This window comes from Acinetobacter sp. 809848, assembly GCF_000581275.1.
In the GTDB taxonomy this organism is placed as follows: domain Bacteria; phylum Pseudomonadota; class Gammaproteobacteria; order Pseudomonadales; family Moraxellaceae; genus Acinetobacter; species Acinetobacter pittii.
The window spans coordinates 1-384 of record NZ_JEXG01000205.1; the positions used below are offsets into that span (position 1 = coordinate 1).

Genomic DNA, 384 nt, shown 5'->3' on the forward strand with positions numbered 1-384 from the left:
TTAAATGCAAGTATTATTGTTGATGGTCATACAGATTTTTATGAGAAAGGTACTGAAAGTGAAGGGAATTATAGCTTCAGAACACTAGTCAGCCCTTCTATTATTAATGGGGATAAAGGGGTTAACATTAGAACTGTAGGTAAAACTAAAGATGATAACTTAGTTTTACAAGCTACCGGTATTACATCAAAAAATGGTGATGTGAAAATAGAATCAAATAAAAGTATTTTATTTGATGCAGCTATTGAGCAAAGTTATGATCGATCAATAACTACTGAAAAGAAAAAATCATGGGGTGGTTTAAAGAAAAAGTATATTACGACTGTTTCTGAAAATAATGGCACAAATGCGGCATCAGTTGATATTTCTGCAAAGAATATTTCT

The 384-nt window shown here is 31.0% G+C and carries 1 protein-coding gene; it reads left to right on the top strand.

Annotated elements, in window-relative coordinates:
• The coding region (locus J536_RS24795; protein WP_155758165.1) for a hypothetical protein at positions 1 to 384 on the top strand (384 nt) is incomplete at both ends.